General features: G+C 69.9%; 19 protein-coding genes. 9 read left to right on the forward strand and 10 right to left on the reverse strand.

The window, feature by feature from the left end:
- Window positions 1–61: 61 nt before the first annotated feature.
- From OHT77_RS17715 to OHT77_RS17725, 3 genes are all read right to left on the reverse strand, one after another.
- The gene (locus OHT77_RS17715; RefSeq protein ID WP_328829444.1) at window positions 62–3,391 is read right to left on the reverse strand and encodes a S8 family peptidase; all 3,330 of its coding nucleotides are present in this window, start codon (window positions 3,389–3,391) and stop codon (window positions 62–64) included.
- A 310-nt stretch (window positions 3,392–3,701) separates the two neighbouring features.
- The gene (locus tag OHT77_RS17720; RefSeq protein WP_328829445.1) at window positions 3,702–4,388 is read right to left on the reverse strand and encodes an ABC transporter ATP-binding protein; all 687 of its coding nucleotides are present in this window, start codon (window positions 4,386–4,388) and stop codon (window positions 3,702–3,704) included.
- Window positions 4,389–4,525: 137 nt separating this feature from the next.
- Window positions 4,526–6,001 carry an ABC transporter permease gene (locus OHT77_RS17725; protein WP_328829446.1) on the reverse strand — a complete coding sequence of 492 codons (1,476 nt, stop codon included), beginning with the start codon at window positions 5,999–6,001 and terminating at the stop codon, window positions 4,526–4,528.
- A 240-nt stretch (window positions 6,002–6,241) separates the two neighbouring features.
- On the opposite strand from OHT77_RS17725, the gene OHT77_RS17730 reads away from it, so the two are divergent.
- The 5 genes from OHT77_RS17730 to OHT77_RS17750 all read left to right on the forward strand — a co-directional run bounded on the left by OHT77_RS17730 (window position 6,242) and on the right by OHT77_RS17750 (window position 13,172).
- Window positions 6,242–6,766 (forward strand): hypothetical protein, encoded by a 525-nt coding sequence (locus tag OHT77_RS17730; RefSeq protein ID WP_443048212.1) that lies wholly within the window; start codon window positions 6,242–6,244, stop codon window positions 6,764–6,766.
- Window positions 6,763–7,431: a hypothetical protein gene (locus OHT77_RS17735; RefSeq protein ID WP_328829448.1), complete on the forward strand. Its 669-nt coding sequence runs from the start codon at window positions 6,763–6,765 to the stop codon at window positions 7,429–7,431. The genes OHT77_RS17730 and OHT77_RS17735 overlap by 4 nt, the downstream gene beginning before the upstream one ends.
- Window positions 7,431–12,050 (forward strand): putative T7SS-secreted protein, encoded by a 4,620-nt coding sequence (locus tag OHT77_RS17740; RefSeq protein WP_328829449.1) that lies wholly within the window; start codon window positions 7,431–7,433, stop codon window positions 12,048–12,050. The genes OHT77_RS17735 and OHT77_RS17740 overlap by 1 nt, the downstream gene beginning before the upstream one ends.
- Window positions 12,050–12,469 carry a hypothetical protein gene (locus OHT77_RS17745; protein ID WP_328829450.1) on the forward strand — a complete coding sequence of 140 codons (420 nt, stop codon included), beginning with the start codon at window positions 12,050–12,052 and terminating at the stop codon, window positions 12,467–12,469. The genes OHT77_RS17740 and OHT77_RS17745 overlap by 1 nt, the downstream gene beginning before the upstream one ends.
- Window positions 12,470–12,605: 136 nt before the next feature.
- Entirely contained in the window at window positions 12,606–13,172 is a 567-nt protein-coding gene (locus OHT77_RS17750) for a DUF6817 domain-containing protein (protein ID WP_328829451.1), read from the forward strand.
- A gap of 589 nt (window positions 13,173–13,761) precedes the next feature.
- Here OHT77_RS17750 and OHT77_RS17755 read toward each other — a convergent pair.
- A complete protein-coding gene (locus OHT77_RS17755; RefSeq protein WP_328829452.1) occupies window positions 13,762–15,012 on the reverse strand; it encodes a L,D-transpeptidase in 1,251 nt (416 codons plus the stop codon).
- Between the two features lie 212 nt (window positions 15,013–15,224).
- Window positions 15,225–15,578, reverse strand: coding sequence for a hypothetical protein (locus tag OHT77_RS17760; protein ID WP_266771858.1), 354 nt, complete (start codon window positions 15,576–15,578; stop codon window positions 15,225–15,227).
- A gap of 130 nt (window positions 15,579–15,708) precedes the next feature.
- Between OHT77_RS17760 and OHT77_RS17765 the strand changes: the two genes are divergently transcribed.
- The gene (locus OHT77_RS17765) at window positions 15,709–16,002 is read left to right on the forward strand and encodes an LAETG motif-containing sortase-dependent surface protein (protein WP_266776700.1); all 294 of its coding nucleotides are present in this window, start codon (window positions 15,709–15,711) and stop codon (window positions 16,000–16,002) included.
- Window positions 16,003–16,043: 41 nt separating this feature from the next.
- A complete protein-coding gene (locus OHT77_RS17770) occupies window positions 16,044–16,862 on the forward strand; it encodes a hypothetical protein (protein ID WP_328829453.1) in 819 nt (272 codons plus the stop codon).
- A 63-nt stretch (window positions 16,863–16,925) separates the two neighbouring features.
- On the opposite strand, the gene hutH is transcribed toward OHT77_RS17770, so the two are convergent.
- The 3 genes from hutH to OHT77_RS17785 all read right to left on the reverse strand — a co-directional run bounded on the left by hutH (window position 16,926) and on the right by OHT77_RS17785 (window position 20,780).
- Complete coding sequence (hutH, locus tag OHT77_RS17775) at window positions 16,926–18,464, reverse strand: histidine ammonia-lyase (RefSeq protein ID WP_266776698.1); 1,539 nt, start codon at window positions 18,462–18,464, stop codon at window positions 16,926–16,928.
- Between the two features lie 99 nt (window positions 18,465–18,563).
- The gene (locus OHT77_RS17780; protein WP_266771855.1) at window positions 18,564–19,709 is read right to left on the reverse strand and encodes a GGDEF domain-containing protein; all 1,146 of its coding nucleotides are present in this window, start codon (window positions 19,707–19,709) and stop codon (window positions 18,564–18,566) included.
- 276 nt (window positions 19,710–19,985) lie between these two features.
- A complete protein-coding gene (locus tag OHT77_RS17785) occupies window positions 19,986–20,780 on the reverse strand; it encodes an enoyl-CoA hydratase/isomerase family protein (protein WP_328829454.1) in 795 nt (264 codons plus the stop codon).
- A 145-nt stretch (window positions 20,781–20,925) separates the two neighbouring features.
- Here OHT77_RS17785 and OHT77_RS17790 point away from each other — a divergent pair, with 145 nt between their 5' ends.
- Window positions 20,926–21,543, forward strand: a complete 618-nt coding sequence (locus OHT77_RS17790; RefSeq protein WP_328829455.1) for a hypothetical protein — start codon at window positions 20,926–20,928, stop codon at window positions 21,541–21,543.
- 11 nt (window positions 21,544–21,554) lie between these two features.
- On the opposite strand, the gene OHT77_RS17795 is transcribed toward OHT77_RS17790, so the two are convergent.
- Together OHT77_RS17795 and OHT77_RS17800 are read right to left on the reverse strand one after the other, a co-directional pair.
- Entirely contained in the window at window positions 21,555–22,682 is a 1,128-nt protein-coding gene (locus OHT77_RS17795; protein ID WP_328829456.1) for an adenylate/guanylate cyclase domain-containing protein, read from the reverse strand.
- A 118-nt stretch (window positions 22,683–22,800) separates the two neighbouring features.
- Window positions 22,801–23,664, reverse strand: a complete 864-nt coding sequence (locus OHT77_RS17800) for a biotin--[acetyl-CoA-carboxylase] ligase (RefSeq protein WP_266771849.1) — start codon at window positions 23,662–23,664, stop codon at window positions 22,801–22,803.
- Window positions 23,665–23,775: 111 nt separating this feature from the next.
- On the opposite strand from OHT77_RS17800, the gene OHT77_RS17805 reads away from it, so the two are divergent.
- Window positions 23,776–25,377 (forward strand): acyl-CoA carboxylase subunit beta, encoded by a 1,602-nt coding sequence (locus OHT77_RS17805; RefSeq protein WP_328829457.1) that lies wholly within the window; start codon window positions 23,776–23,778, stop codon window positions 25,375–25,377.
- Window positions 25,378–25,381: the final 4 nt, after the last annotated feature.

Raw genomic sequence — 25,381 nt, forward strand, 5'->3', positions numbered from 1 at the left:
CCCGCCGGAAGCTGCACTTCCGGCGGGCCGTTCGCTGTCGGCCTACTCAGGCACTAGCGGCTCACTTGCCGTAGAACGCGTTGTAGATCGAGATCGTCGACTTGTTGCCCTTCTTGTCGGCGATCTTCGCGTGGAACGAAATGGCCTTGCCCTTGGCCGGGTTGGTGACGGTGATCTTGCCGTTGACGACCGGGATCTTCTTCCAGGTCTGGCCGTAGTCGTACGACACCCACACGCCCAGGGACTTGAGGTTCCGGCCGGCCGCCGCGCCCTCGACGGTGACCGGGAAGGTCGCCTTCTTGCCGGCCGCGACCCGGCTGTCGAGGCCGGTCGTGGCGTTGAACCGGGCGGTGGAGACCGGGAGTTGGACCACGTCGGCGCCGGTCGGCCTCTTCGAGGAGAAGGTCCAGCTCGCGTCGATCCGGGTGGAGGCGGCGGCGACCTTGACGCTCCGGATGACCGAAGTGGTCAGCTTGTACGAGGCGTTGGCGGCCGGGACCTTGAATATCCCGTCCCCGAGCAGCGGGTCCTGGTTGGAGCCCACCTTCGTGCCGTTGCGGTACAGGGTCGTGTTGACCGAGGTGAACAGCGACGAGCCCGCGTGCTGCGCGGAGTCGGCGAACAGCGGCACGATCCCGGAGATCTCGTTGCCGTTGCGGTAGACGCCGTAGACGTCGTCGAGGTGCGGGCCGAAGACCGCCGTGTTGAAGGTCCGGGTGTACGTCCGGCCGGACGCGAAGGTCTCCGGGCTGTTCGAGACGTAGTAGGCCTCGGCGATCGGGAAGCCGTCCGGGTCGAGCCCGGCGTCCTGCTCGAAGTCGAGTTCCCACTGGGCGCCGTTGATGGTGGAGACGTGCAGGACGCGGGTGCCGGGCAGCGGCTGCGGGCTGCCGATGCCGGAGGCGCCGGAGGCGTCGGGCAGGTAGCCGAAGGCGTTGAGCACCCCGGTCTTGCCGTGGGCGGCGGCGCCCATGCGGGCCCTCACCGTGGCCAGTTCACTCGCCTTGTAGTGCTTGGTGAAGCCGGTGGCGAGCTGCTTGACCTCGCCGCCGGTCGTGGTGTCGTACTGCTCGTCGGCGCCCTTGAGGAAGTGCGCGTCCCACTGCTCGGTGAGCGAGCCGTCGGTGACCTGCGGACCGAGGTGCGCGGAGCGGAAGCCGGCGTACGAGTCCATGAGCCAGCCGAAAGAGGCGCCGCCGTCCGCCGTCGTGAGCGAGTAACTCGGCGCCGCGAAGGCCGCCTTGGCGCCGGCGTCCGGCACGGTCACGTCGACGGGCTTGGTGGTGCGCGCGTCGAGCGTGACCGTGATGTTCCGGTCGACGGTCAGCTTGGGCTGGGCGATCCAGTCGGCGCCCTTGGAGAAGTCGTCCGGGTCCACGAAGACGCCGGTGTCGAGGACGTAACCGCCCTTGGGGACACGGACCTTGACGGTGCCCGAGGCGTCGTAGGGAGAGGCGAAGCTGCCCGCACCGAGGCCGGAGAGGCCCGCGACCGAGGCCGTGTAGTACTTGGCGGGAGTGCCGTCACGGTTGATGAACTTCAACGTGAGGTCGTACGACTGGACTTCGCGCACCACGGCCGCGGCCGTACGGACGCTCTGCCCGCCGCCGGTCGCCGTCACGTACGCGGAGTAGGCGCCGTCGAGCGTGCCGCCCAGCTTGGTGTCGACCGTCAGGCCGACGGGGGCCGTGCCGCCCGCCGGTACGGTCACCGACGTCCTGGCGAGCTTGAAGAAGCCCGAAGGAGCCGCCTGGCCCTTGGGGTTGGTGGCGGCGACCGTGAGCTTGAGGGTGACGGCGGTGGTGCCGAGGTTGCGGTAGGTGACCTGCTTGGTGACCGGGGTGTCGTCGGTGTGCGGCCACTGCTGGACGCCGAAGCTCTCCGACACCGGGTCGGCGACGACGCTCTGCTTGATGGCCTTGTCGACGGCGATCCGTCCCGAACCCTGCTGGAACGGCGTGTAGTTGCCGCCCTTCGCGGACCCGGTGAGCGCGCCCTTCAGCTCGGCGTAGCCCCAAGTGGGGTGTTCCTGCTTGAGGATGGCGGCGGCACCGGCGACGTGCGGGGTCGCCATCGACGTACCCGAGATGGTCAGGTAGCCGGGCGGGTTCTCGCCGACCTCCTTGTCGATGACGCTGCCCGGGGCCGCGGCGGCGGTGATGTCGACGCCCGGCGCGGTGACGTCCGGCTTGATGGCGTCGTCGCCGACGCGCGGGCCGGTGGAGGAGAAGTCGGCGAGCTTGTCGTTGCCGTCGACCGCGCCGACCGTGAGGGCCGCGTCGGCGCTGCCGGGCGAACCGATCGACTCGGGGCCCTCGTTGCCCGCGGCGATCGCGAACAGGATGCCCTTCTCGGCGGAGAGCTTGTTGACCTCCGCCTCCAACGGGTCGATTCCCGGGGTGTCCTGGCCGCCGAGGCTCAGGTTCACGATGTCGGCGCCCTGCCCGGCCGCCCACTCCATGCCGGCGAGGATGCCGGAGTCGTCGCCCGAGCCGTTGTCGTCGAGGACCTTGCCGTTGAGGATCTTCGCGTCGGGCGCGACACCCTTGTACTTGCCGTGCGACTTGGCGCCGGTGCCCGCCGCGATCGAGGCGACGTGCGTGCCGTGCCCGAAGTGGTCGTTCGCGTCGGCGGCCGTGGAGAAGTTCTTGGACTCGATGACCTGCGTCTTCAGGTCCGGGTGATCGGCGTCGACTCCCGTGTCCAGTACGGCGATCTTGACGCCCTTGCCGGTGTAGCCGGCCGCCCACGCCTTCGGGGCGCCGATCTGCGGTACGGACTTGTCGAGGCTCGCCTTGCGGACGCCGTCGAGCCAGACGTGCGCGATGCCGGACGCCGACCTGTCGCCGTTGGTGACGGCCTTCCACAGCTCGGGCGCGTCCTGCTGCGGGGTCTGGACGGCGTCGGCGTTCAGCGTCTTCAGGGACTGGCGCAGCCTGCCCGCGTCCCGGACGTCGGCCCTGGTCGCGGCGGCCGGTCCCTGGTAGCCGACGATGACCTTCAGACCGGACTTCTGGGAGGCGCGCTCCGCCGACTTGTTGAGCTCGGTGATGTCGAAGAGCCGCTGGTCGAGCTTGCCGGACGCGATCAGCCGGGCCGCGTCCACGGGTATGACGAGCGTGTGTCCGTCGAGCTTGCGGACCTGAACGGGTATGTGTGCACGGCCCTTTGCCGGCTCCAGACCGGCGACCCGGCCCTTCGCGTCGACGGTGACGCGGTCGCCGGTGATCAGGGTGATGTGATGGCTGCCCTTGACCCGCGCCTGGGCGGCTCCGAGTTGGGCGGCACCGGCCGCACTCGGTTCGGGCTTCGCCGACGCCGGGCTGGTCATTCCGGCGGCGAGGGCTACGGCGGCGGACGCGGCGACGGTGGCCGCGCACGCTCTCTTCACGTGTCTGCGCAAGGCTCCCCCTGGAGCTGAGGTACCGGGCGAATTCCCCGTTCACCCGGCCAGGGGAAAGCCCGCACACCTGTGCGCAACACCCCCCGGAATACGCAGTATGCCGAGGGGTGATCACCCGCTCAAGAGATGAGAGAAGGGTGAGAAAGCGCAGCCGCGAACTGTTACGCCGTCGCCCGGACTCCGTTACGCAGTCGACGGGTGAAGGCTGAGAAAACTCGGGTAGGGGCTCGCCGAGTCACTCAGCCGAGCGCCGAACTCCCTTACCCCAAACCGGAGTTGGCCGAGCCCGGCATCGGGATCACTTGGACCCGGCGTTCTCCTTCACCGTGATCTTGCCCTTGCGGATGGTCGCGAGACGCGGGGCCTTCTTCGCGATGGCGGAGTCGTGGGTGACCATGATGAAGGTCAGCCCGTGCTCCTTCCACATGCGCTCCAGTACGTCCATGATCTCGTCGCGCATCGACTCGTCGAGGTTGCCGGTCGGTTCGTCCGCGAGGAGCACCTTGGGCTGCTTGACGAGTGCGCGGGCGATGGCGACGCGCTGCTGCTGTCCTCCGGACATCTCGCCGGGGAGGTGGCCAAGGCGCTCGCCGAGACCCACCGACTTCAGTGCCTCGGCGGCCCGTTCGCGGCGTTCCTTCGCCTTGGTGCCGAGGGGGACGAGGGCGGTCTCGACGTTCTCCTGGGCGGTGAGCGTCGGGATCAGGTTGAAGGACTGGAACACGAAACCGATGTTCTCGCTGCGGACCTTGGTGAGCTTGGCCTCGGAGAGTTTCGCCAAGTCGGTGCCGTCCAGCACGATTTCGCCCGCGGTGGGGCGGTCCAGGGCGCCGATCATCTGGAGCAGGGTGGACTTGCCGCCGCCGGTCGGGCCCTGGATGACCAGGCGGTCGCCGTCGCCGATGGTGAGGTCGATGCCGTCGAGGGCGTGGACGGTTTCCTTGCCGCGTGAGTAGAGCTTGGTGACGCCTCTTAGTTCGTACATGGGGTAACTCCTGGGAGGGTAAGGGGGGTTGGGGCGCCGTCATTCGTCGGCGGGTCCGTCGTGGCTGGTCGCGCCGTTCCCCGCGCCCCTTCGGAGCGCGCTGCACGCCGACCACGACAGACCCGTACCGGTGCTCGCTACTCGACTCTGCGCAGGGCGTCGGCCGGGCGGAGTCGCGACGCCCGCCAGCCGCCGAAGGCTCCGGCGATCAGGCCGCCCGCCACCGCGAGGCCGACCGCGAGGGCGATGGTGGTGGCGTTGACGGGGGCCGTGAGGGCGACGTCGAGGGTCTTGGCGGCGGCCTGCCGGCCGCCGCCGAAGCCACCGCCACCGCCGCCGGGTCCGCCGCCCGCGCGGGCGCCGCCACCGGCCGTGCTGCCGAGGGAGGCCGAGAGGGTCGGGCTGATCGCGGTGACGACGTACGCGCCCGCCAGGCCGAGCGCGATGCCGAGGACGCCGCCGACCAGGCCGTTGACGATGGCCTCGCCGACCACCTGCCGGGTCACCCGGCCGGACTTCCAGCCGAGCGCCTTCAGCGTGCCGAACTCCCGCACCCGGCGCGAGACCGCCGAGGAGGTGAGCAGCCCGGCGACCAGGAACGCGGCGATGAGGACCGCGATCGACAGCCACTTGCCGACGCTGGTGGCGAGGGAGGAGGCGGTGGACAGGGACCCGGAGACCGTGTCGGCCAGGTCGGCGGACGTGGTGACCGTCGTACCGGAGACATTGCTCGTGATGGTCTTCTTGACGGCCGAGATCTGCTGGGAGTCGGTCGCCTTGACGTAGATCGTGGTGACCTTGTTCGTGTCGCCGCTCAGGGTCTGCGCCTGCTTCAGCGGGACGTACAGGTTGGCCGCCGCGTCACCGCTGGTCGCGGTGGCGATGCCGATGACCTTGTACTTGACGCTCTTGATCGTGACGGTCGAACCGACCTTGAGCTTCTTCTCCTTGGCGTACGCCGAGTCGGCGACGACGACCTTGGAGTCGGCCTCGGCGGTGGTGAACGTACGGCCGCTGGTGATCTTCGAGGAGGTCAGCGGGCCGAGCGCGGGCTTGGTGACGTCCGTGCCGTAGACCGAGTACGCGTTGATGTTGAAGTTGGCGCCACCACCGGTGACCGAACCCTGCGGCGCGCCGGTGCCGCCGCCGCGGTTGCCGCCGCCGCCTCCGGTGCCGCTCCCCTGGTTCTGCTTGAACTGGCCGCGGGTGAACTGCCCGTCGACCTTGACGACGTTGAGGCTCAGCCCGCCGACGGCGTCGGAGACGCCCTTCTGCCCGGCCACCTTGGTGACGGTGGAGGAGGCCAGCGTGGTGAAGCCCTGGACCATGACGCGGTCGCTGCTCTGCGTCTTGCTGTCGTCGTTGTTGTTGGCGTCGAACTGGAACCGCGGCTGCTGCGAGCCGCTGGCCGTGGGCGTGGCCGCCTTGGTGACGGTCATGTCCGTACCGAGTCCGTAGAGGGACTGGAGGACCTTGTCCTGGGCCTTCCCCATGCCGGAGGACACGGAGTTGACCACGATGACCAGCGCAATGCCCAGTGCGAGGCCGGAGGCGACGACGAGGGCCGCTTTTCTGCGGCGGCGCAACTCGCGCCTCAGGTAGGTGAAGAACATGGCCCGCAAGCTAGGTACAGCGCGTGATGATGCCATAAGGCCGACATAAGAGAACGATGAGAAGGCTGTCCGTGGCCAAAGAATGAGCCCACGCAGGGCTGTCAATGGGCGAGCGCTGCGCACCGCTTTACGACGTTTACGACCCCGTCCCCGGCCTGTCGCCGCTCTCCGCGTTGCCGTACGCGATGTGCTGGTGTGATGATTTCACCCATGTCCGATCGCGGGGGAAACGACAACGACATGGCGGACGGCGACGAGAGCGCCGGGGAGACCGGGGGCATACGCCGGTCCCGGCTGCTGGACTACGCGGAGATGGGCGGGGCGGAACCACCCGCCGCGCCCGTCGCCGCGTCCGAACCCCTGACCAGCGACGACGCCGTCGCGCGCCGGCGGCATGAATTCGCCGTACTGCTGGGCGAGTTCCGCCGCGCGGCGGTGCTGGTGCCGACAGACGAGGACGACGCGCCCTTGGTCGGCGATTTCGGCGGTATCCGGTGGATCTACGCGTTCTCCAACGAGTCGGCGTTGGCGCGGTTCGCGATCGCGAGGGGTGAAGGCGGGCGGGAGTGGCCGTATCAACGGCTGCTGGGAGCCCGCTTGTTGGACGCGGCGGTGCCGGCGGTGGGTGTGCCGTGCGGGGTGGCGCTGGATGTGGGGACCGAGGGCGAGGGCGTGCTGTTTCCGCCGGTGACGGGGATCGTGCCGGAGGATGCGGCGGTCGACGCGGGCGTGGATGTGGACGCGGCTATGGAGGTACGGGGATGAGCGGCGACAGTGGTCAGGACATCAAGGCGGCCGGGCTCGACGAGATAGCACAGGGGATCACCCTGGTGCTGGGCGAGTTGAAGGACCTGGGCATCGACAGCCTGGCAGGAGCGGGCCGGGGCTTCTCCGAACTCGGCCTCTCCGGGCTGGAGTTGGGGAACGAGGAGCTGCTCTCCGACTTCACGTCGTTCTGCGAACGCTGGGAGTGGGGCGTGCGCGCGCTGGTGGCCGAGGGCAACAACTTCGCGGCGGGCGTGGGACTTTCGGCGGGCACGCTGTACGAGACGGACCAGTACGTCCAGGGCGCGATGAAGATCGTGGTGAACGCGGGCATGGGCAACCCGTACGCCACCGAGGACGAGGTCACCAAGGAGAGCTGGGGCGACCTCGTGCGCAACAACGAGTACACCGGCGGCGTCGACTACAGCGCCGAGTCGATGGACAAGGCGATGGACAACAGCAAGCAGGCCTACAAGGACGCGGCGCGTGACGTGATGACCTCGCACACCGTCAGCCCGCTGGGCCCGGGCCTCAACCCGGCGAACCTGGCGAGCGCGGCGGGGGTGAGCGGGGACGAGTACAACGCCTTCCTGGACAGCGAGTTGGGCCCGTCGCCGGAGGAACGGGCGAAGGCGGCCGAGGCCCAGGGCGGGGACGCGGGCTGATGGGCATCGGCGATCTGGTCAACTCCGGTCTGAGCAAGGTCGGCGATGTCGTCGACTCGGGCAAGAAGCTGGTCGGCGAGGGGGTCGACAAGGGCACCGACCTCATCGGGGAGGGCCTGGACCACGTCGGCGCCCACCGCTACGCCGTCGCGGTGGAGAACGCCGGCGACCAGATCGCCTCGAAGCTCGGCGCCACACCGGGCGAGAAGCAGCTCGGCGACACCGACCTGCCGTCCGACCTGGTCCACGGCGACTCGAAGGCGATCCGCGCGACGGCCAAGCACCTGGCCGACTTCTTCACCGCCTTCGACAAGGTCGGCGACGGCATGCGCAAGCTCGACTCATCTTCCTGGCAGGGCGAGGCGGCCGACACCTTCCGCGAGAAGTTCGCGATGCACCCCACGAAGTGGCTCCAGGCGGCGGACGCCTGCGACGCGGCGGGCAAGGCGCTGTCGTCGTACGCGGAGACGGTGGAGTGGGCGCAGGGCCAGGCGCAGGACGCGATCCGCCTGTACGGCCCGGGCAAGAAGGCGTCGGACGCGTACAAGGCGGACGTGGCGAAGCACAAGGACGACGACAAGAAGCCGGAGCCGTCGACCGACCCGGGCGCCGCCGCCGTTCAGCGCGCCCACGAGATCCTGAACGAGGCCCGCCGCCAACGCGACGAGGCCGCCCGCACCGCCGCGAGCGCCGTCCGCAAGGCCCTCGCTCACGCCCCCGCCGAACCGCCCCCGCTGTCCCGCCTCAAGGCCGACGCGGTCGACGGCTACCAGGCCGTCAACACGGAGATCCTCCACTTCGACGCGGGCATAGCGAAGGGCACCGCAGGCATCCTCACCTTCGCCCGCGGCCTCAACCCGACGGACCCGTACAACCTCACCCACCCCGCCGCCTACCTCCAGAACGTCAACATGACCCTGGCGGGCCTGATCTCGACGAGCGCACACCCCGAGCGGGCCGCGAAGACGATGCTCGACGACTTCATGAAGGACCCGTCCGAGGGGGCGGGGCGGTTGCTGCCGAATCTGGTGGGGGACGGGGCGGGGTTGGAGGCCGCGTTCGGGCGGGCAGCGCTCAAGGACGGGGTGGAGAGCGCGGTCGAGACGGGGGTGCGGCGGTCGGCGAGCGATGCGGCCGGCGATGCGGCGGGGGCGGGGCGGAAGGGGGCTACGGAGCATCCTGAGGGCGCAAGTCGTCGCCCCGAGGAGACGGTCTGCGAGCGGGACCCGATCGACGTCGCCACGGGCCACATGGTCCTGCCGCAGACCGACCTGTCCCTGCCGGGTTCACTGCCGCTGATCCTGAAGCGCTCGTTCAACTCGGCCTATCGGGCCGGGCGTTGGTTCGGTCCGACATGGTCGTCGACGGTGGACCAGCGGCTGGAGATCGACGCCGAGGGTGTCGTCCTCATCGCCGAGGACGGCCTGCTGCTGACCTACCCGCACCCCGCACCGGGCCTGCCCACCCTCCCCGCCCACGGCCCGCGATGGCCCCTGAACCGCGAGGACGGCGGCTACACGATCACCGACCCGGACACCGGCCGGGTGTGGCACTTCGCCGACAGCGGAGCCGACTTGGCGGTCCTGGAACAGCTCGACGACCGCAACGGCAACTGGATCACCTTCGAGTACGACGCGGAAGGCGCCCCGCTCGGCATCACCCACAGCGGCGGCTACCAGCTGAGGTTCAGCACGGCGCACGGCCGCATCACCGCCCTCACCCTGACCGGGGCGGCAGGCGAGGGCCACGCCCAGGAGATCCTCCGCTACGGCTACACCGACGGCCACCTCACCGAGGTGACCAACTCGTCCGGAGTCCCCCTCCACTTCGGCTGCGACGAACACGGCCGCATCACGTCGTGGACGGACACCAACGGCAGCCGCTTCGACTACGTCTACGACGACCGGGACCGCTGCACCCACCAGTCGGGCGCGGCAGGCCACCTCAACTCCGCCTTCACCTACGACACGACCGACCCGGAGACGGGCGACCGGGTCACCGCGATCACCAACTCACTGGGCCACACGGCCCGTTACCTGGTCAACGACCGCGCCCAGGTGACGGCCGAGATCGACGAGACGGGCTCGGTCACCCGCTACCGGCGCGACCGCCGCAACCGCCTCCTGTCCCGCACCGACCCGCTCGGCCGCACCACCGCCTTCCGCTACGACGAGACAGGCAACCTGCTCACGGTCACCCGCCCCGACGGGCGCGAGGCGCGGGCCGAGTACAACGAACTCGGCCTGCCGGTAAGGCTGGTGAACCCGGACGGCACGGTCCTCCGCCAGACCTACGACGCCCGCGGCAACCGCACATCGGTGACCGACCCGACCGGCCACACCACCCACTTCGCCTACGACGACGCGGGCCGCCTCACGAAGGTGACCGACCCGCTGGGCCGGGCCACGACCGTCCACTGCGACCGCACCGGCCTCCCGCTGGAGATCACCGACCCACTCGGCGGGGTCACCCGCTACGAACGTGACGGCTTCGGCCGACCTGTCACCGTCACCGACGCACTGGGCGCGACGACCCGCCTGACGTGGACACCCGAGGGCCACCTGTCCCACCGCACGGCACCGGACGGCACGACGGAGTCCTGGACGTACGACGGCGAGGGCAACTGCACCACACACACGGACCCGTTGGGCGGCGTCTCCCACTTCGCGTACACCCACTTCGACCTGCTGACGTCCCGCACCGGCCCGGACGGAGTCCGCCACGACTTCACCCACGACACCGAACTGAATCTCACCCGGGTCACCAACCCCCAAGGTCTGACGTGGAGTTACGCCTACGACGCGGCCGGCCGCCTCGTCACGGAGACGGACTTCGACGACCGCACCCTCACCTACACCCACGACGCGACCGGCCACTTGACCACCCGGACGAACACCCTGGGCCAGGTCATCGAGTTCGACCGCAACGAACTGGGCCAGGTGACCCGCAAGAACGCGGCAGGCCAAATCACCACGTACGCCTACGACATGACGGACGGCCTCGCCCAGGCGACCGGCCCCGACACCACCCTGACGATCCTGCGCGACCGCCACGGACGGGTCCGCTCGGAGACGGTCGACGGCCGCGAACTGACCTCCACGTACGACGAGTTCGGCCGCCGCACCGGCCGTACGACCCCGACCGGCGGGACCACGACCTGGTCGTACGACGCCACCGGCCGACGCACCGGCATGACGGCATCGGGCCGCGCCATCGACTTCACGTACGACGAGGTCGGCCGCGAACTGGCCCGCCAGGTCGGCGAGACACTCACCCTGAACCACACCTTCGACACGGCCGGCCGCCTGACGACCCAGTCGGTGAGGGGCTCGACCGGCCGCTCCCTCCAGCACCGCGCCTACACCTACCGAGCCGACGGCAACCTCACGGCGATCGACGACCAGCTCTCCGGCGCCCGCCGCTTCGACCTGGACGCGGCGGGCCGGGTGACGGCGGTCCACGCGGCGAACTGGACCGAGACGTACGCGTACGACGAGGCGGGCAACCAGACGCAGGCCCACTGGCCGACGGGACATCCGGGCCAGGAAGCGACAGGCGCCCGCGCCTACACCGGCACCCGCATCACCCACGCGGGCAACGTCCGCTACGAACACGACGCGCTGGGCCGCATCACCCTCCGCCAGAAGACCCGCCTGTCCCGCAGGCCGGACACGTGGCGCTACGAGTGGGACACGGAGGACCGCCTCACGCAGGTGACCACGCCGGACGGTACCCGGTGGCGCTACACCTACGACCCTCTCGGCCGCCGCACGGCGAAGTCCCGCCTGGCCGCGGACGCCGAAACGGTCGTAGAAAAGGTGACGTTCACCTGGGACGGCACCACCCTCTGCGAACAGACCACCACGTCCCTGGACCTCCCCCACCCGGTGACCCTCACCTGGGACCACCAGGGCCTGACCCCCATAGCCCAGACAGAACGCATCACCGCGGCCGAAGCGCCTCAGGACGAGATCGACTCCCGCTTCTTCGCCATCATCACCGACCTCGTCGGCACCCCGACCGAACTCATCGACGAACAGGGCGACATCGCCTGGCACACCCGCAGCACCTTGTGGGGCACAACAGCCTGGTCAGCAGACAGCACCACGTACACACCGCTCCGCTTCCCGGGGCAGTACTTCGACCCCGAGACGGGGTTGCATTACAACTACTTCCGGCATTACGAGCCGGGAACCGCCCGCTACCTATCTCCCGACCCGCTGGGACTCGCCGCTGCTCCCAACCCGGCAGCGTATGTCGACAACCCCCTGACCTGGAGCGATCCCCTCGGCCTGACCCCATGCCCCCCTGAACAAAAAGTCACCCAGACCCCAGAAGTGGTCGCGCCCAAGCCGCTGAAGCCCCACCAGGTAATGGACGAGTGGGAAAAGTTCCTGGGTGAAGGCCCTTACACCAACATCCACCCGCGCACCGGTCTGACGGATCCAGATCGTCTCGTCTCTGCAGACGGCCAACGGAGTATCCGCCTCGGGCCGCACGAGATGAACAGCAAACCGACCAAATTCCACTTCCACATGGAAACCTGGACGTTCATCTCCCCCACAAACGAATGGATCGTGGATAACACCATGGTTCGAGTACCGCTAGGACTGAAGTAATGCGCATTGAGATTCTGGACGTCCTTGACAACCCGGCAGAGACCCAAGGATCCCGCATCGCCTTCCGCGGCCCGCTCGGACAGGCCTGGGCGCGCTGGCGCGGGTCAGCAGCACCGCATGTGGGCGACACCGTGGACGTCGAGATCGACATCCCGGACGATGTCGTGCGCTGGGTCCACACGGAGGGGCCGGACGCACTGCTGGCGGAGGCTGCGGGGGCACCGGTGCGAATCCAGGGGACCGTCATCGCTGCAGACGAGGACGCGGTGGTGTCGATCCGACTGGGCACAGATGTACTTCTCGTGGAGTTCGCCGCGGCCGAGCATTCAGAAGAACAGGGCAGGCGTTTCATGCCTTCGATCGACGACCGCATCGAACTCTCGGTGCCTCACATCGACGTCTACCCATATTCCGTCTGAGCCGCTCGAACAAGTACTTGGCTTGGAGTGTGCAGGAAGTGGGCGTCGAGGAATCCGTTCCCGGGTTCTTCTCCCCCGACAGAATCCCAGGCAGTCACCAAGCGCTTACGGCACCCCGGCGAGAGGACCCCCAGTCATGGCATCAGCCGAGCAGCAGCACCTGACGGGCAAGGGGCGCGCCGCGATCGACGCGTTTCTGCGGGATCGGGGAGCCGATGACATGTCTCATCCCGGCGGCACGCTGCTGGCCCATCTGGGGCGCGTCCAGGGGCTGTTGGCGGAATGGGGAGCGGATGCCGCCGTACAGACCGCGGGGCTGTGTCACGCGACGTACGGCACGGACGGCTTCGCACCCAACCTGCTGCCCGTCGCCGACCGGGCCACGCTCATCGCGCTGATCGGTGAACGGGCCGAGGCGCTGGTCTATCTCTACGCCAGTTGCGACCGCGGCGCCGTATACCCCCGCGTCGACGGGACGACGGAACTCGCCTTCCGAGACCGCTTCACCGGGCGCGAACTCAACCCACCCGCCGACCAGTTGCGGGCGTTCTTCGACATCACGGCCGCCAACGAACTGGACGTCCTGGCCCACAACGCGGAACTGGCCGAGCGCTACGGCCCAGGCCTGCACGCCCTCCTCACCCGCGCGGGCACCCTGCTCTCCCCCGCCGCCCGCGAGGCCGTGACCCGGCAACTGGGCTGATCTCAACACCTATCGGGGGTAAGGCCGTTGAGCCTGCCGAACTCCCACCACACCGTCTTCCGGTCTGCCCGCGCCCGGGCGCCCTGTTGACGAGTCGGGGGTTGCTGCGCACGCCGTAGCCGGTATCGTCGTCGGTGAAGAGGAACGAGCCCCCGCCACGGCGGGTATCCGTGACAGGGGCTCAGGCTCACTCAGGAGCCTTCGGAGGCCCCTAATTTTCCTGGGGGCCTCCGGCTACCTGGTGAGCCACCAGAGCCACCACCTCCTCACATGCTTGGCCCACGATTCCGGCAGCAACCGGGTGAACCGACACACAAGAGTCAGCTTTGGTCTGGCATGACGTCCCATGGGTGCGCCTCCCTTTTCTCAGGGAGGCGGCCTTTTTTCGTACCCGGAACCGCCTCGCTTCGGGCCGGGCCCCGAGGGGACGGGACCCGGAACAAGGGAGGCGCACCCGAGGGCGCGTCATATGACGGATATTACCGGCAACTCGCATATGCCGTTGACCAGTTGAAGCAGGCAACGAAAAAGGCGGTCACCCCCGCTCGGGGGCAACCGCCTTCAGGTGAGCCTGGGTCGGCGGGTCAGGTCAGACCGCCGACCCCGCCTTCCACTGGGCCCAGTCCATGTTCCAGCCGTTGAGGCCGTTGTCCGGGGCCACCGTCTTGTCGCCGGTGTTGGAGATGACGACGACGTCGCCCACGATCGAGTTGTTGTAGAACCAGGCCGCCGGCATGTTCTTGTCGCCCGCGCCCTTCACGTCCTGGAGGCCGACGCAGCCGTGGCTGGTGTTGACCGAGCCGAAGACCGACGGGGAGCCCCAGTAGTTGCCGTGGATGAACGTGCCGGAGCTGGTGAGGCGGATGGCGTGGGGGACGTCCTTGATGTCGTACTCGCCCTTGCCGTCGTCGTCCGTGAAGCCGACCGTCGCGCCGTTCATCCGGGTCTGGGTGAACTTCTCGGACATCACCATCTGGCCGTTGTACGTGGTGTGTTCGGGGGAACCGGCCGAGATCGGGATGGTCTTGACGACCTTGCCGTCCTGCTCGACCTTCATCTGCTTCGACTTCGCGTCGACGTACGAGACCTGGTTGCGGCCGATGTGGAAGGTGACCGTCTTCTGCTGCACGCCGTAGACCCCGGAGGCGCCCTCGACGCCGTCGAGCGCGAGCTTCAGCGTGACGGTGGAGTTCTCCTTCCAGTAGTCCTCGGGGCGGCAGTCCATGCGCTGGGTGTTGAACCAGTGGCAGACGACCTCCTGGCCGCCGCTGGACGTGACGGTGATGCCCTTCTGGACGGCGGCCTTGTTCGTGATCGCCTTGTTGAAGTTGATCGACACCGGCATGCCGACGCCGACCGTGGAACCGTCCTCGGGGGTGAAGTTCCCTATGAAGCTGTTGGCCGGGGAGACCGTGGTGAAGGAGGCGTTCTCGTGGGCCACGAGGCCCGCGGAGTCCTTGGCGGTGGCCGCGAGCTTGTACGTGGTCGAACGGTCCAGCTGTGCGCTCGGCTTCCAGCTCAGCTTGTCCGCCGAGATGGTGCCCGCGACGGCCTTGCCGTCCGCCGTCGTCATCGTCACGCCCGTGAGCGTGCCCTTGCTGACGGTGACCGCGGCCGAGTTGTTGATGGAGGCGTTGTCCGAGCCGTCCGCCGGTGTGATCTTGATCTGGGCCTCGGAGGACTTCTTCGCCGCCGCCTCGTCGACCTTCGACTGCGAGCTCTGGCTCGAATCGCTTCCGGACGACTTGTCGTCGCTGCCGGAACACGCCGTGAGCACGAGCACACCGCCGAGCAGTGCGGACGCGGCCACCAGACCCTTGCGCCGCTTACTGTCCGTCATCACACGCTTCTCCATCGTTGCCGAAAAACCTGAAAACCCCGAGTGACCCCGTTGGCCCCGTACGTAGTTCCCCTTGAAACAAATTCTTAAGAAACCAACGCTACGACTGGTGCCCACCGTTCCGCCTGTCGCCCAGGTGTGGGGCACACCACGTCCACGACGAGACCCCGGACAGCGGTCGCCGCCCGGGGCCTCGTCGTCCCGCGCACGGCTCAGCCGGCCACTGCCGTCCCGTCTGATTCCTCGTCGCCGTCGACATCATCCTCGTCGATGTCCCAATCCGGCGAATCCGGGTCGTAGTCGATCTCCTCACTGCTCCACGAGGCCTGCGCAAGCTCGACCCCGGGCATCTCGCTGACCAGGTCGAACGGGTCGACGAGATAGGCGAGGGCCTCGGCGGTGTCTTCGGTCACAGCGGTCTCGGCGTGACCGCGCTCGTCGCCGGGCAGCTCGGGATCCTCGGCGATCTTGGCCAGCGCGGCCTTGGTCACGGCGTCCTCGTTCTCGACTTCGAGAACGAGCTCCACCCGAAGGCGTACAAAACGTGATGTCTCTGGGGTGCTCATGCCGGGAGCGTACGGCCCACGGCTCCCGTGACTTTCCCGCAACCCGCACAGTTCATTAGCATCGCCCCACACGGCCAATTCGCCAGCGCCACAAGGGGATCGATATTCCGTGTCAACCGCTCGCCGAACGATGCTGACCGCCACCGCCGCGGGCACCCTGCTGGGCGCCCTGTGGTTCGTCCCCTCCGCCAACGCGACGGTGACCGCCCAGGCCGGAGTGGAGACTTCGGCGACGCCGACCTCGCAGGTCACCCAGCAGGCCCGGGTCACCTCGACGGACGTCACCACCACCTCGGACCACACCCAGCTCGCCGACACCGGCAGCCCGAACACCACGCCGTACATCGTCGGCGGCACGGCGTTCCTCGGCCTCGGTGCCGGATTCGTGGCGTATTCGATGCGCCGGGAACGGCTGGGCTTTTAACTCGCTTGACGCTTCTTTGACCGAAGCTTCATAGTCCGCTCATGAAGAGATCATCGGGCATACGGCTGTGCGTCACCGTCGCGGTGAGCGCACTGTCGCTGGCCCTCATCACCGGTTGCTCCGACGGCGGTTCGGACAAGGCCGAGAGCAACACCAGGAGCAGCACCGGGGATTCCGCCCAGGACTCCTCGAAGAACACCGCCAAGGCGCTCACCGCCGCCGAGTTGAAGAAGCGGATCCTCGCCCAGGGCGATGTCGACGGCTACAAGGTCGCGACCGCCGACGCGCTCCCCGGCGGCAGGAGCGGCATCAAGGGCGACGAGAAGTGCAAGCCCCTTCTCTACGTCCTGAGCGGCGTCGCCCCGGCCGACGCGCCCGCGGAGACCAACCGCATGGCCACCGCCGACAAGAAGCCCTCGGCCGCCGCCTCCACCGACGTGGAGGACATGAGCGCCGACGAGGTCGAGAAGGCCCTCACCGACTCCATGAGCGTCGACCTGACGATGGTCGGGCTCTCGTCGTACGACGGTGACGGCGCCGAGAAGGCCTTCGAGGCCGTGTCCGACGCGGTCGCGGGCTGCGCCGGCGGCTTCACCGGGACGGCCGGCGGCGAACCGCAGAAGTTCACCAAGGTCAGCGCCGAGAAGGGCACGGGGACCGGCGACGAGTCGGTGGCGTACGCGGCGTACGGCGAGCGGGACGCCGAGGACGGCACGACCCCCGTCTCGCACGCCGTGGTCGTCCGCCACGGGAACGTCGTCGCGACGTACTACACGATGAACGTCGGCGCGATGGTCGCCGACAAGGCCTACACGGTCCCGGCCGCGGTGATCACCGCGCAGTCCGCCAAGCTGAAGTGACGTACGGGCAAGCTGAAGTGACGTAGGGAGCCCGGCCGTTGGCTTGGCCGGGCCCCAACTGCCCTACCGCAGCGGCCCGGTGACCTTCTCCACGGCCTCGACCACGTGCCCGCCGCGCACGAACGCGTCGGCCGCGGCGAGGTCGGGAGACAGGAACCGGTCGGGACCCGGACCCTCGACTCCCGCCGCGCGTACGGCATCGATGACCGCCCGGGACGCGGGCGCGGGCGCCAGCCCCTCGCGCAGCTCCACCGCACGCGTCGCCGCGTACAGCTCGACGGCGATGATCCGGGTGAGGTTGTCGACGGCGGTGCGCAGCTTGCGGGCGGCCGACCAGCCCATGGAGACGTGGTCCTCCTGCATCGCGGAGGACGGGATGGAGTCGGCGGAGGCGGGCACCGCGAGCCGCTTCATCTCGCTGACCAGCGCGGCCTGCGTGTACTGCGCGATCATCAGCCCGGAGTCGACACCGGCGTCGTCCGCGAGGAACGGCGGCAGCCCGTGCGAGCGGTTCTTGTCGAGGAGCCGGTCGGTGCGGCGCTCGGCGATCGAACCGAGGTCGGCGGCGGCGATGGCGAGGAAGTCGAGGACGTAAGCCACCGGCGCGCCATGGAAGTTGCCGTTGGACTCGACCCGACCGTCGGGCAGCACCACGGGGTTGTCGACGGCGGACGCCAACTCCCTTTCCGCGACGAGGCGTGCGTGCGCGATGGTGTCGCGTCCGGCACCGGCGACCTGCGGGGCGCACCGCACCGAGTAGGCGTCCTGGACGCGCGGCGCGTCGTCCTGGTGGTGCCCGGTCAGCTCCGAACCGTCGAGCACGGCAAGCATGTTGGCGGCGCTGGCGCCCTGCCCGGGGTGCGGGCGGATGGCGTGCAGCTCCGGCGCGAGCACCTTGTCGGTGCCGAGCAGCGCCTCCAGGGAGAGGGCCGCCGTGACGTCGGCGGACTTGTAGAGCATGTCGAGGTCGGCGAGCGCCATGACCAGCATGCCGAGCATGCCGTCGGTGCCGTTGAGCAGGGCGAGGCCCTCCTTCTCCCGCAACTCGACCGGGGCGATGCCGTGTTCGGCGAGCAGCTCGCCCGCGGGCCGTACGACCCCGTCCGGGCCCTCGGCGTCGCCCTCGCCCATGAGGGTCAGCGCGCAGTGGGAGAGGGGGGCGAGGTCGCCGGAGCAGCCGAGGGAGCCGTACTCGTGGACGACGGGCGTGATCCCGGCGTTCAGGACGTCGGCCATGGTCTGGGCGACCTCGGGGCGGACGCCGGTGTGGCCCGAGCAGACGGTCTTGAGCCGCAGGAACATCAGCGCGCGGACGACCTCGCGCTCCACGCGCGGGCCCATGCCTGCGGCGTGCGAGCGGACGATGTTGCGCTGCAGCTGGGCGCGCAGTTCCGGGCTGATGTGCCGGGACGCCAGCGCCCCGAAGCCGGTGCTCACGCCGTACACGGGCTCAGGCTTGGCCGCGAGCGCGTCCACGATCTCGCGCGCCGCGGCGAGCGCCGCGACGGCCTCGGCCGAAAGCTCGATCCGGGCGCCCCCACGCGCCACGGCGAGGACGTCGGACGCGGTGACCCCGGACGTCCCCACCACCACAGTGTGCATATCCATATTCAGGAGCGTACGCATTGAATGTGGCGGTGTCACTACCGGGTGACCGCTGAGACCCTTACAGGTAGGTCACACGCGTCGGCCCCGGGCCGTTCACGTCCTACGGCCCCGGAACCGCCGCCGTTCCGCCGGCATCTCCGGCGTCGGGGAGTCCGCGAGCCGTACGACCGGATCGTCCGGGCCGTCGCGCCCGGCCACCACCGGCTTGTCCGCGCGGAGTGCCTTCGCACGGTACTGGGCGGCGTCCGCCAGCCGGAACAGCCGGCGCCCGGACCGTACCGCCCCGATCGGGTCCTCCGTCGAGGCGACCCCGCACGCGACGCCCTCGCCCAGCTCCAACTCGGCCGCGCGGCGGCAGAGTTCGACCGCCGCGTCGACCACCTCGTCGGCGGGCGGGCCGACCGCGAGCAGACAGAACTCGTCCCCGCCGAGCCGTGCGGCGAGCGCGCCCGGCAGCATCGCGCCGCACAGCGACAGCACCGAGCCGAAGCGTTCGAGGAGCCGGTCGCCGACCGCGTGGCCCTGGGTGTCGTTGACGCGCTTGAGCCCGTTCAGGTCGCACACGACGAGGCTGACGACGACCCCGTCGCGTCGGTGCCGTTCGATCGCCTCGTCGAGCCGTACGTCCACGGCGCGGCGGTTGGCGAGGCCGGTGAGCGCGTCCGTGAACGCGAGCCGCCTGGCCTCCTCCAGCCGCTCGGTCTGCGCGATCCCGGCCGCGACGACGGACGCCAGTACGGTCGCGAAGTCGGCGTCGCCCCGGCCGAAGAGGGGTGCGCCGACCGGGCGGGCCACGTACAGCTCGCCCCAGGCGCGGCCGTGCAGCACGATCGGCGCGACGACACAGCATCCGCGTCTACGGCGCCGTAGGGCGGCGACGCGTTGGTGGCAGTAGCCGGGGCTGCCCGCGGCCGGGCCCTCGGCGGTCTCGACCCAGGCGTTCGGCTCGCCGCCGCCGGCCCAGCGTTCGTGGAGGAACTCGGTGATCTCGGGGAACTGGTGGACCGGGTAGGTCTCGGCGTCCGGGAACTCCTCCTCGCCCTCGGCGCGCTCGCCGACGTTCACCAGGACCTTGAGTCTGCCCAGCTCGCGCTCCCACACCGAGAGTGCGGCGAAACTGGCGTCCAGTGCACGGCATGCGCCGGCTGCCGCCGCCTGCCAGGACTCTCGCGGGGTGTGCGCTGCCGCCATTCCCTGCGCGAGCTCCACCACGGCCGCCAGCCGCCTGTCCTCACCCATCGCTCCAGGCTAGGGAGGTTTGGGGCATAGCGGGACATTGATGCGGCGAATAGGTGTCGTGGGGTGGGTTCTGGGTGGGGTGGGGTGGGATGGGCTTGGGTTGTCTGTTGAGTGCGGGTCCGGTGGGGGCTGGTCGCGCCCGCGCGGCGGAGCCGCACATGTCACAGCCCCGCGCCCCTGGGGGGTTGCGCCGGCCTGTGTTGGCGGGTGGGCCTGTGTCCCCATCCGCGGATACCCCGCACCCGGCAAACGCGTAAGCCCCCTATTTCTCCTCCGCTACTCCCCCGGCCACTCCGGCTTTCGCTTCTCGTTGAAGGCTGCTACTCCCTCGGCTCGGTCTCCTGAGAAGGCGACCGAGCGCCAGGCCGCGTCCTCGATCTCCAGGCCGGCTCGGAGGTCGAGGCCGTGGCCCAGGCGTAGGGCTCGCTTGGCTGCGCGTAGGCCGATCGGGGAGTTCGCGGCGATGCGGGTGGCCAGGGCGAGGGCCTCTTCGCGGTCTTGGGCGGTTTCGACCAGGACGTCCACCAGGCCCAGCTCCGCCGCCTCGGAGGCCGGCAGCCGCCGGGCGGTGAAGATCAGCTCGGCCGCGCGGGCCGCGCCCACCCTTCGGGGGAGCAGCTGTGTGCCGCCGCCGCCCGGGATAACGCCCACCGACACCTCCGGCAGGCCCACCACGGCCGTACTGTCCGCCACGATCAGGTCGCAGGACAGGGCGAGTTCGAAGCCGCCGCCGAGGGCGAAGCCGTGCACGGCGGCGATGGTCGGCATGGGGAGTTCCAGGACGCCCGTGTACGCGGCACGGGCGAGCGGGCGCTGCCGTACGAGTTCCGCGTCCGTGAGGGAGTTGCGCTCCTTCAGGTCCGCGCCGACGCAGAACGCCCGCTCGTTCGACGAGGTCACCACGGTCACCCGGACGTCCCGGTCCGCCGCCAGCGCCGCGCAGGCCTCGGCGATCGAGCCCGCCATCGCCGTGGAGACGGCGTTCATGGCCTTGGGCCGGTCCAGGACCAGTTCCGCGACGTACTCGTGCCGCCGCACCAGCACGAACTCCCCGAACCGCTCCTCGCTCATGACCGCCTCCTGGTTAACGTGGGTTAACTGACTGGTCCCGATCATCGCACGCGGGTTCCCCGTTCGGGTGACATCACGCCCAACTCCCGCCGCACCGCCCGGAGAAGCGCATAACGTGCGTCCGCCACACCACAGGGGAGGGATCGTGACGACGACCACGAAGGCGGAGCCGGCCGAGGACACCGAGGAGATAGCGCCGCCGCTCCCGAGGGGCCGGCACCGCCGTCCCCGGCCCCGGAAGATCCTGCTGGCCGTCGGTGGGCTCGCCGTGGCCGCCGGGGTGCTGAGCCTCGTACGACTGGCGCCGGAGTCCGGAGTCGGCGGCCTGGGCACCGCAGAGGCCGAGCCCAGCCCGGACGCGACCCGGGGCGCCGACCGCCCGGCCAACGCGGCCGCCACGATCCGCGCCGACCCGACCGCGATCCCCTCCACGATCCCGTCCGCGATCCCCTCCGCCACCTCGGTGATGGGCGGCGAGAGCGCGACTCCCACGACGACTTCCGGGGTCGTACCGACTCCGTACGCGACGACGGCACACCCGCCCGCGGAGGTGCACCCGCCGGCCGTCCCGGAGGCTCCCGCGGCCGCCACGCCAGCGCCTGAGGCGCCGGCTTCCCACCCCACTTCCAGCACCGCGCCGGAGCCCACGCCCACCCCGAGCCGGCCCGCCAACTCCCCGTCGCCCGCGCCGAGTCGGCCGCGGCTGTGCGTGCCGATCATCGGGCTCTGTGTGGACGGGCTCGCCAACCAGTCGATCCCGTAGGCGAGTTGGGGTTACGCCGGTGAGGAGTCCCGGCGGGTGAGGAGCCAGGGTTCGACAACTCCCAGGCCGCGCACGGGGCGTTGCCACATCGGCTGGAGCGCGAAGCGGTAGGTCGGGGGCTCCTCGCCCTCCTTCTCGGCGGTGGCCGCGGCCTCCGCCGCCTCCGCCTCGGAGGCGGGGGCCTCCCCGCTGCGGATGAGTTCCTCGGCGAAGGCGCTGTCGACGAGGACGGCGTCGCGGGGAGCTATCGACGTGAGGCGGGAGGCGAGGTTGACCGTCGTGCCGAAGACGTCGCCCATGCGGGTCGTGACCGTGCCGAAGGCGATGCCGACGCGGAGTTCGGGCATCGTCTCGTCGCCCGCCATGGTCTCGATGAGGCGCAGCGCGATCTCGGCGGCGACCCCGGCGTCGTCGGCGGAGAACAGGACCTCGTCGCCGAGGGTCTTGATGAGTCGGCCGCCGCGCGCGGCGACCAGGTCGGCGGCGGTGGTCTCGAAGGCCTCGACCAGCTCGCCGAGTTCTTCTTCCTCCATGCGCCGGGTCAGCCGCGTGAAGCCGACGAGGTCCGCGAAGCCGACGGCCAGGCGCCGGTCGACCATCTCCTCGTCGTCGCCCGCCTGGACGACCCGGCCGGCCGAGGCGGCGAGCTGGCGCCGCCAGACGTAGACGAGGAACTCCTCCAGCTCGGGCAGGAGCAGCTCGATGATCGGGTACGTCACCTCGGTGCGGGACATGCCCGGCTCCGGCGGCTCGGTCAGGCCCTCGAGGAACGAGTCCATCTGCCAGCCGGCCAGCCGCGCGGTGGTCTGCCCGGTGGAGCGGGCCACCTGCACGGCCATCGCCTCGCTGAGCAGCCCCGCCTCGACGAGACCGGCCAGGCGCCGCAGCGCGAGGACGTCCGCCTCGGTGAACGCCTTGGCCTGGCCCACGTCGGCGAAGCCCATGGCCCGCCAGAAGCGCGTGGCCAGCTCCATGGAGACGCCGGCGGTGCGGGCCGCCTGGAAGGGGGTGTAGCGGCGCTCCGCGCCGAGGATGAGTCCTTCGAGACGCAGCGCGAGCGGGTTCTCGCCGGGATCGGCGGCATCGGGGGCCACCCGGCCGTCCGCGTCCGCGCCGGAGCCCGTGTCGTCGACGGTCACGCCTGCTGCCCTTCCGATCTGCCACGGTCAGGTATCGACCGGGCCCAATGCTACGGCAGGTGTGGGCCAGCTCACTCCGTGAGTCACACGGACATGGTGGCCGCAAGAGCGGTCGGTGTCACGCGGGGCGCAGGTGGACGATGTCGCCCGCCCCCACGGGCTCCTGCACGCCGTCCTCGGTGGCGAGGACGAGCCGCCCGTCGCCGTCGATCGCGACGGCCTCGCCGGTGATCGACCGGTCCCCGGGCAGTTCGGCCCGCACGGTCCTGCCGAGCGTGGCGCAGCCGGCCGCGTAGGTCTCCTGGAGGCCGCTCTCCACCGGGTCGCCGCCCGCAGCGCGCCACTTGTCGTACCAGTGCTCCAGGGACCGCAGAACCGCCCTCAACAGGGGATCGCGGTCCGTGGTGACGGCTCCGGCGAGGGCGAGGGAGGCGGCCTGGGGCACGGGCAGCTCCTCCTCGCGGAGGGTGACGTTGATGCCGACGCCGACGATCACGGCGGAGTCCCCCGCGCGCTCGGCGAGGATGCCGCCTGCCTTGCGTTCCTCGCCGCCGACAGTCACCAGGAGGTCGTTGGGCCACTTGAGTGCCGTGTCCACCCCGGCGGACCGGGAGAGGCCCGTCGCGACGGCGACCCCGGTCAGCAGCGGGAGCCAGCCCCAGCGGGCCACGGGCACGTCACCCGGCTCCAGCAGCACGGAGAAGAAAAGCCCCGAGCGGGCCGGTGCCGTCCACTGCCGGTCGAGGCGGCCGCGCCCGGAGGTCTGCTCCTCGGCGACCAGGACGGTGCCCTCGGCGGCCTTGCCGGCGGCGGCCAGGGCGACGAGGTCGGAGTTGGTGGAACCGGTGCGCTGCACGACCTCCACGCCGGTCCACAGCCCGCCCGCGCGGACCAGTCCGCGGCGCAGCGCGCCGGCGTTGAGGGGCGGCCGTTCCAGATCGGACCAACGGCTGCTGTCGTCTGAGGCATCTCGCGGCGTCATGCAAGCCACCCTAGGTGTGTTGTACGCCGCACTGCCGATCGGTAGGCCCGCCACTACTCTACGGATGAGTAACCGTCCCCCCTTTTGAGCAGGCAGGGAGCCGCAATCCCGATGTCCGAGCCGGAAGCGCCTCAAGAGATCGACATTCACACGACCGCCGGGAAGATCGCGGATCTTCACCGCCGTACCCAGGAGGCGACGCACGCCGGCTCGGCACGTGCGGTCGAAAAACAGCACGCCAAGGGCAAGTTGACGGCCCGTGAGCGGATCGAGCTGCTTCTCGACGAGGGCTCCTTCGTCGAGTTCGACGAGTTCACCCGGCACCGCTCCACGGACTTCGGCCTGGAGAAGAACCGCCCCTACGGCGACGGGGTCGTCTCCGGCTACGGCACGGTCGACGGCCGCCCGATCGCGGTGTTCTCCCAGGACTTCACGGTCTTCGGCGGCGCCTTGGGCGAGGTCTACGGCCAGAAGATCGTCAAGGTGATGGACTTCGCGCTGAAGACGGGCTGCCCGGTCATCGGCATCAACGACTCCGGCGGCGCCCGCATCCAGGAGGGCGTGGCCTCCCTCGGCGCGTACGGCGAGATCTTCCGCCGCAACACGCACGCGAGCGGAGTGATCCCCCAGATCAGCCTGGTCGTGGGCCCGTGCGCGGGCGGCGCGGTGTACTCCCCCGCGATCACCGACTTCACGGTGATGGTCGACCAGACCTCGCACATGTTCATCACCGGCCCCGACGTCATCAAGACGGTCACGGGCGAGGACGTCGGCTTCGAGGAGCTGGGCGGCGCGCGCACCCACAACGCGGTGTCCGGTGTGGCCCACCACATGGCGGGCGACGAGAAGGACGCGATCGAGTACGTCAAGCAGCTGCTGTCGTACCTCCCGTCCAACAACCTCAGCGAACCGCCGGCGTTCCCCGAGGAGGCGGACCTCGCCGTCACGGACGAGGACCGCGAGCTGGACACCCTGGTCCCGGACAGCGCGAACCAGCCGTACGACATGCACACGGTGATCGAACACGTCCTGGACGACGCCGAGTTCTTCGAGACGCAGCCCCTCTTCGCCCCGAACATCCTCACCGGCTTCGGCCGGGTCGAGGGCCGCCCGGTGGGCATCGTGGCGAACCAGCCGATGCAGTTCGCGGGCTGCCTGGACATCGACGCCTCCGAGAAGGCGGCCCGCTTCGTCCGCACCTGCGACGCGTTCAACGTCCCGGTCATCACCTTCGTGGACGTCCCCGGCTTCCTCCCGGGCGTCGACCAGGAGCACTACGGCATCATCCGCCGAGGCGCCAAGCTGATCTACGCGTACGCGGAGGCGACAGTCCCGCTGATCACGGTGATCACCCGCAAGGCCTTCGGCGGCGCCTACGACGTCATGGGCTCCAAGCACCTCGGCGCCGACCTCAACCTCGCCTGGCCGACCGCCCAGATCGCCGTCATGGGCGCCCAGGGCGCGGTCAACATCCTGCACCGCCGCACGATCGCGGAGGCAGAGGCGGCAGGCGACGTGGAGGCGACCCGGGCCCGCCTGATCCAGGAGTACGAGGACGCCCTCCTCAACCCCTACATCGCGGCCGAACGCGGCTACATCGACGCGGTGATCCTCCCCTCGGACACCCGCCGCCACGTGGTCCGAGGCCTGCGCCAACTCCGCACCAAGCGCGAGACCCTGCCCCCCAAGAAGCACGGCAACATCCCCCTGTAAAGGA

It is taken from the genome of Streptomyces sp. NBC_00252 (assembly GCF_036187565.1).
In the GTDB taxonomy this organism is placed as follows: domain Bacteria; phylum Actinomycetota; class Actinomycetes; order Streptomycetales; family Streptomycetaceae; genus Streptomyces.